The 7,015-nt window shown below is 69.9% G+C and carries 6 protein-coding genes; 1 reads left to right on the top strand and 5 read right to left on the bottom strand.

All coding sequences use genetic code 11. From position 1 onward, the window contains the following. The 5 genes from Q7P21_RS18140 to Q7P21_RS18120 all read right to left on the bottom strand — a co-directional run. On the bottom strand, positions 1 to 995 hold a 995-nt coding region (locus tag Q7P21_RS18140), incomplete at its 3' end, for an amidase family protein (RefSeq protein WP_304178432.1). 13 nt (positions 996 to 1,008) lie between these two features. Further along, positions 1,009 to 4,620: an urea carboxylase gene (gene uca, locus Q7P21_RS18135; RefSeq protein ID WP_304178422.1), complete on the bottom strand. Its 3,612-nt coding sequence runs from the start codon at positions 4,618 to 4,620 to the stop codon at positions 1,009 to 1,011. 5 nt (positions 4,621 to 4,625) lie between these two features. Next, a complete protein-coding gene (locus Q7P21_RS18130) occupies positions 4,626 to 5,258 on the bottom strand; it encodes an urea amidolyase associated protein UAAP2 (protein WP_304178411.1) in 633 nt (210 codons plus the stop codon). An 8-nt stretch (positions 5,259 to 5,266) separates the two neighbouring features. Then, positions 5,267 to 6,091, bottom strand: coding sequence for an urea amidolyase associated protein UAAP1 (locus tag Q7P21_RS18125; protein WP_304178402.1), 825 nt, complete (start codon positions 6,089 to 6,091; stop codon positions 5,267 to 5,269). Next, the gene (locus Q7P21_RS18120; RefSeq protein ID WP_304178393.1) at positions 6,088 to 6,555 is read right to left on the bottom strand and encodes a CopG family ribbon-helix-helix protein; all 468 of its coding nucleotides are present in this window, start codon (positions 6,553 to 6,555) and stop codon (positions 6,088 to 6,090) included. Before Q7P21_RS18120 ends, Q7P21_RS18125 begins: the two co-directional genes overlap by 4 nt. A gap of 257 nt (positions 6,556 to 6,812) precedes the next feature. Between Q7P21_RS18120 and Q7P21_RS18115 the strand changes: the two genes are divergently transcribed. Next, positions 6,813 to 7,015, top strand: a 203-nt coding sequence (locus Q7P21_RS18115) for an acyl-CoA dehydrogenase family protein (RefSeq protein WP_304178379.1), incomplete at its 3' end; no start/stop codon positions are given.

Below are 7,015 nucleotides of genomic sequence, written 5' to 3'. Positions count from 1 at the left end.
CGGACCACCGGGTGGATGGCGGTCGGATTGGCGAGCAGGAGGTCCTCGACGGCCGCCGTCCGCTCGGCCACCCAGGGGCCGCTATAGAGCAGCTTGGCGGCCTCCAGCAGGGGTTCGATATCGACCTCGACCGCCGTCCCGCCCATGGCCTTCAGACGTTCGACCGCGCGGCCATAGAAGGCCTGGGCCTGGTCGTCGCCCATGAACAGCAGCTGGTCCGCGCGGGGCACGCCGAAACTGAAGGCCTCGTCGAACACAGGCGGGGCCTCGCCCGCCCGGCGGCTATAGGGATCTGCCGCATCAAAGCCCGCGATCACCGAGTCCACGAGAGCCGCGTCGGCCACGTCGTGGGTCATCACCGTCACGCAGTCGAGCGTCCGGCAGGCCGGCACGACCCCGCCAGTGCTCCAGCGTCCCTTGGTCGGCTTGAACCCGATCAGGCCGTTGAACGCCGCCGGCACCCGGCCCGATCCAGCCGTGTCCGTGCCCAGCGCGAACGCCACCAGTCCCGCCCCCACCGCCACGGCCGAGCCCGAGCTGGACCCGCCGCTGACATAGTCGAGATTGTAGACGCAGGCCGGCGCGCCATAGGGGCTGCGGGCCCCGACCAGGCCGGTGGCGAACTGGTCGAGATTGGTCTTGCCCATCAGTATGGCGCCTGCGGCGATCAGCTTCTCCACCAGATGGGCCGAGGCCTGCGGCTGATAGGCATAGGCCGGGCAGGCCGCCGTGGTCGGCAGGCCGGCCACGTCGATATTGTCCTTCACCGCGAAGGGCACCCCGGCCAGGGGCAGCACTTCGCCCGCCGCGATCCGGGCGTCGACGGCCCGGGCCTGGGCCAGCACGGCCTCCGGGTCCGGCCGGCAGATCCAGGCATGGGCCTGGACCGCGTCATAGGCGGCGATGGTGTCCAGGGCCTCGGCGGCGACGGTGACGGCGCGCCGCGCGCCGGAGGAGACCTCGGCGGCGATGGCGACGACGGAGGGGCGGGTCACGGTTCGTCTCTCCTCAGGCTGGTTCGACGGCGATCATCGGGGCGCCCGGCGCGATCGGCTGGCGCTCCTGGGCATAGACCTGGCGGACCACCCCGGCATTGGGGGCGGCGACGTCGCACTCGGTCTTCATGGCCTCGATCACCGCGATGACCGCGCCCTTCTCCACGCGGTCGCCGACCCGGACCAGCATCTTCCAGACACTGCCGCCCAGGGGAGCCTCGACCAGTTCGGAGCCTTCCGGCGCCAGGATCGGGGCGCTCTCGGCCTCGGCGGCGGCGTCGCCGGACAGGGCCTCGACCCGGGCGAACTCGCCCTTCAGCTCCCAGTCGGCGCGCTCGGCGTCAAAGGCCGCCTGGCGGGTGGTCTGGAAGGCGGTGATGCTGTCGGCGTCATCGGCCAGCATCCGGCGATAGTCGGAGAGCCGGAACACCTCCTCCTCGATCTTGATCTCGCGCCGGCCCAGCGGGAAGTCGCGGCGCCACTCGGTCAGCTCCTCGTGGCTGACGGGGAAGAACCGGATCTGGTCGAAGAACCGCAGCAGCCAGGGCTTGCCCTCGATGAAGGCGTTGGTCTGGCGATAGGTGTTCCACACCTGGATGGTGCGCCCGAACAGCTGATAGCCGCCCGGCCCCTCCATGCCGTAGATGCACATATAGGCCCCGCCGATGCCCACCACATTGGGCGGGGTCCAGGTGCGGGCGGGATTGTACTTGGTGGTCACCAGCCGGTGGCGCGGATCGACCGGGGTCGCGACCGGGGCGCCCAGATAGACATCGCCCAGGCCCATCACCAGATAGCGGGCGTCGAACACGATGCGATGCACATCATCTTCCGACTCGAGCCCATTGATTCGGCGAATGAATTCAATGTTGTCCGGACACCAGGGCGCGTCGTCGCGGACGGACGCCATGTACTTGTCGATAGTCTCGTAGATCGCCGGGTCCTTCCAGGACAGTGGCAGGTGGACCACCCGGCTGGGGATTTCGAAATCGTCCAGCCCGCCCAGCCGGTCCTCGGCGTCGGCGAGCGCCTGCAGCAGCCGCGCCTGCGGCAGGACCCGGCTGTCGAAATGCACCTGCAGGGAGCGGATGCCCGGCGTTATGTCGATGATGCCGGGCAAGGCCATGGCCTGCAGTTCCAGCATCAGGGCGTGGACCCGCAGCCGCAGTTCCAGGTCCAGCACGATGGGGCCGTATTCGACCAGCAGATGGCGGTCGCCCTGGCGGCGATAGACCACGCGGGGCCGGTGGCCGTTGGCCTCGATGACCCCCAGGATCGGATCAGACAGCGATCCGCCGGCCGACGACGGCGCCACTGGCGGTGGCGCGCGCAGCTCGGCGATCAGCCGGTCCTGGTCCCGCTCGGCGCTTGTGGCCTCGGCGTCGCTGACCAGCTGGAAGCTGACCGTGTCGCCGGGCGCGAGCTGGCCCACCTTCCAGAGATCAGCCTGGATCACCACCAACGGACAGACAAAGCCGCCGAGCGACGGCCCGTCCGGCCCCAGGATGATCGGCATGTCGCCGGTGAAGTCGACGGCGCCGATCGCATAGGCGTTGTCGTGGATGTTGGAGGGGTGCAGGCCGGCTTCCCCGCCGTCGCGCCTGGCCCACTGGGGCTTGGGCCCGATCAGGCGGACTCCGGTGCGGTTGGAATTGTAGTGCACCTTCCACTCGACCCCGCCGATCATGGCGATGTCCTCGGCGGTGAAGAAGTCCGGCGCGCCGTGCGGTCCGGCCAGCACCCGCATGGTCCAGGCCCGGGTCAGGTCCGGCGCCAGCTGGGCCGACAGGGGTCCAGCCACCGGCCCGATCTCCTCATGGCCCAGGTGCAGCACGTCGCCGGCCGCGAGCGTGCGCCCGGCGTGGCCGCCGAAGCCGCCCAGGGTGAAACTGGAACGGCTGCCCAGATAGGCCGGCAGGTCGAGCCCGCCGCGCACCAGCAGATAGCCACGCAGGCCCGCGCCCTTCACCCGGCCGATCTTCAGGGTCTGGCCCGCCGCGATCTCGACAGGCGCATAGGTGGCGATCAGGTCGCCGTCGAGGCGCGCCTCGAACTCGGCGCCTGTCAGGCAGACCACCGCATCGTGGTTGAACACCAGGCTGGGGCCCAGAGCGGTGATCTCCAGCCCGGCCGCCCCCTCGGGATTGCCCAGCAGCCGATTGCCCAGCCGGAAGGCGAAGGCGTCCATCGGCCCGGACGGTGGCACGCCCACGTCCCAATAGCCCAGCCGCCCCGGATAGTCCTGGACGGTGGTCGCCGGCCCGCCGCTCAGCACCCGGATGGTGCAGGGCTTGAAGTCGACCTCCGCCAGAGCCCGGGTCGAGACCTCGCCGCTGACGAAGGCCGGGCTGCGCGCCACCTGGCGCAGCCATTCCAGATTGGTCTCCAGCCCGAACAGGGCCGTGCGGTCGAGCGCCTGCTGCAAGGCCAGCACGGCGGCGGGCCGGTCAGCGGCCGTGACGATCAGCTTGGCCAGCAGGGGGTCGTAGTAGGCGCTGACCTCCGAGCCGTCGGTGACCCAGGTGTCGACCCGGGCCTCCGAAGGGAAGCTCGCCTTCGTCAGCACGCCGGACGACGGCCGATAGTCCTGGCCCGGGTCCTCGGCATAGAGCCTGGCCTGGATCGAGGCGCCCCTGGCGGTCCCGTCCCACTGGTCGAGGAAGGCGTAGTCGCCGGCCGCGCCCCGGATCATCCATTCGACCAGATCGACGCCGGTGACCTGTTCGGTCACTCCATGCTCGACCTGCAGCCGGGTGTTGACCTCCAGGAAGAAGAAGTCGTCGCGCTCGGCGTCATAGAGGAATTCCACCGTGCCGGCCGAGCGATAGTTCGCCGCCTCCGCCAGCCGCACGGCGGCGTCGATCAGGGCCGCCCGCGTCGCGGCCGGCAGACCCGGCGCCGGGGTCTCCTCGATGACCTTCTGATTGCGCCTCTGCAGGGAACAGTCGCGTTCGCCGAGCGCCGTCACCCGCCCCTGGCCGTCGCCGAACACCTGCACCTCGATGTGGCGTGCGCGGCGCACATAGCGTTCCAGGAAGATGCCGGTGTCGGAGAAATTGCCGCCGGCCAGCCGCGCGACAGCGGCGAAGGCGTCCTCCACCGCCGCGAGGTCCTCGCAGACCCGCATGCCGATCCCGCCGCCCCCGGCCGTGGCCTTGAGGATCACCGGAAAGCCGATCCGCTCCGCCGCCTCGCGCGCCGCCGCCGCATCGGTCAACAGGCCGGTGCCGGGCGCGAGCGGCACGCCGTGCGCCTGCGCCAGGTCGCGGGCCGTGTGCTTCAGGCCGAAGGCGCGGATGTTGTCCGGGGTCGGGCCGATGAAGGCGACGCCCGCCGCCGCGCAGCGTTCCGCGAAGCCGACATTCTCGCTCAGAAACCCATAGCCCGGGTGGATCGCCTGGGCGCCCGTGGCCTTGGCCGCCGCCAGTATGGCGTCCACGTCCAGATAGCTCTGGGCCGCCGGGGCCGGGCCGATGCGCACGGCCTCATCGGCCTGAGACACATGCAGCGATCCGGCGTCTGCGTCGGAGAACACCGCCACCGAGCCGACGCCCATGGTCTTCAGGGTGCGAATGATCCGGCAGGCGATGGCGCCCCGGTTGGCGATCAGGACCTTGGTGAACAACGGCCCTACCCCGCGATGATCATGCGCACGGGCGTCGGATTGAAGCCGTTGCAGGGATTGTTGATCTGCGGGCAGTTGGAGACGATCGCCACCAGATCCATCTCGGCGCGCATGTCGACGAACAGGCCGGGCGCGGAAATCCCGTCGACGATCCCCAGGGCGCCGTCGGCCTCCACCGGCACGTTCATGAACCAGTTGATGTTGGAGACCATGTCGCGCTTGCCCCGCCCGTGGCGGGCGTTGGCCTGCAGGAAGTTCTCGACGCAGGCATGCTGGCTCTTGGTGTGGTGGCCGTAGCGCAGGGTGTTGCTCTCACAGGAACAGGCCCCGCCGATGGTGTCGTGATAGGCGACCGAGGTCCCGGTCACCGTGGCCATGGCGCGGCCCTCATTGGACAGCAGCACAGAGCCGGTGCGCAGGAAGATATTGCCCTGGGCGGCCATGGTGTCCTGGGCGCTGTAGCGCTCGGCGTCGTCGGCCAGCGCATACATCAGGAAGTCGACCGCCTGGTTCCCCTCCAGGTCGACGATGCGCAGGGTCTGGCCCCTGCGGACGATGGCGTCCCAGGGGGCGCGGGCGGCGACCACCTGGTCGAGGGTGACGGGGCCGGTCAGGCCCTGCAGCGCGGTATCGGTCATGGCGACGCTCAACGGCTGAAATCGGATTCGACGTTCAGGAAGGCGCGCAGGCCCTCCGGTGTCGCGTTGCGGATCGGATCATCGACCGGTGTCACCGGTCCACGCCAGGCGCTTACCCGCAGCGGCGTCACGGAGTAGTCGGCCCGCGCGTCGAGCACGTGCGGGCAGTTGGCGATGACCACGATCAGGTCCATCTCGGCGCGCAGGGTCAGGGTCCGCCCCGGGGCGAAGGGCCCGATCTGCGGCGTGATCCCCCCGTCCTCCTCCACCCGCACCCCCTTGAACCAGGTGATGCAGGGATGGATGTCGCGGCGGCCCAGGCCGAACTTGGCGAGCGCCAGGCTGAAGCGGTCGCGGGCGTTGGGATGCGGCCCCCAGTTGTCGCCGGTCCCGTAGCGCCGGGCGTTGGACGCCTGGTTCGAAGCGCCGCAGAAGGCGTCGTGGGTCCCCGCGTCGTCGTCCAGCACGCTGAGCATCACCTTGCCCATGTCAGACAGCACCAGTCGCCCGGCGCCCAGATAGGCGTTCCACTGGACCTTGAGCGTATCGGCGACGTTCAGCCGCTCGATCGGCCGCTCGGCGTTGAACACCAGCATGGAGGCGCAGGCGTCGCCCGCCAGATCCGTCAGCTGAAGCCGCGCGCCACGGGCCAGCTGCTTGGCCGCGTAGCCACCGCTCGCGATCGTCTCTTCCCAGACCATGGCCTCGGCGGCGACGCCGGCCGGCAGGTCGGCGGCGACGCTGGCCGGCAAGGTCGGCATGGCGTCGACCCGGGTTCCAGCCATGGCCCGGGCATGGGCCTGGGCGCCATAGGGATTGGCGGTGTCGGTCATTCCGGATCCTGGAGCGTGTAGGAGGTCAGGGCATGAAGGGGCGGCAGCAGGGCCGTGGTGGTGACCAGCTTCAACTGTTGGACGCCGCGGATCTTGCGCAGCAGATCGCAGAGCCCTTGCAGGTTCTCCGACGGTCCCTGGACCAGCAGCACTTCCAGCGACTGATCGTCCTCCAGGAACACGTGCTGCGAGGAGATCACCTCCTCCAGATAGGCCTGCTGGGCCTGGGCGAGGGCCTGGCGGACCCGGCCGCTCTCGGTGCGATAGATGAGCGTGATGGTGCCGGCCAGCACCACTCCGGCCCGTTCCTCGCCATGCTCGGCGAGCTCATGGCGAATCAGCTCGGCGATCATCTGCGACCGGCTCGGCAGGCCACGTTCGGCCACCATCGCGTCCAGCTGGCTGAGCAGCTCGGCCGGCATGCTCAGGCTCAGTCGCGCCAGGGGAAGGGTTTCGACGTCCATGTCCGACTTCGTTCAACGGTATTACGAACCGCACAAATCGTAATACGACACGCCGCCGACGGGAAGCCCAAGCGCCCTCCTCTTAGGCAGAACCCTCGTGGCGGCGCCTAAGAGCAGGGCTCCGCCTTCGGCGAGGGCGCGGCCATCGGCCGTGGCCTGACGCTGGGTGAAACCGCTAGAGCCGTATCCGGCGTCCGGGCCGATTTGCTATAGCCCGGGCCTGGGCCAGGACGGGACGGAACGACATGGACGGCACGATGACGAGCGCTTCGGACCTGGAGCCGATCCTGGAGACGGTGCGCAGGCTGTGTGCGGGGTTCCCGGGGGAGTACTGGCGGGAGCGCGACCGTGAGCGGACCTATCCCACCGCCTTTGTCGAGGCCCTGACCGAGGCGGGCCTGCTGGGGGTGCTGATCCCGGAGGCCTATGGCGGATCGGGCCTGGGGCTGACGGCGGCCTG

The sequence above is a fragment of the Phenylobacterium aquaticum genome, assembly GCF_947378715.1.
Taxonomy (GTDB): domain Bacteria; phylum Pseudomonadota; class Alphaproteobacteria; order Caulobacterales; family Caulobacteraceae; genus Phenylobacterium; species Phenylobacterium aquaticum_A.
Note: the sequence above shows the minus strand (reverse complement) of the source record. Positions and strands in the feature narration are given on the sequence as shown.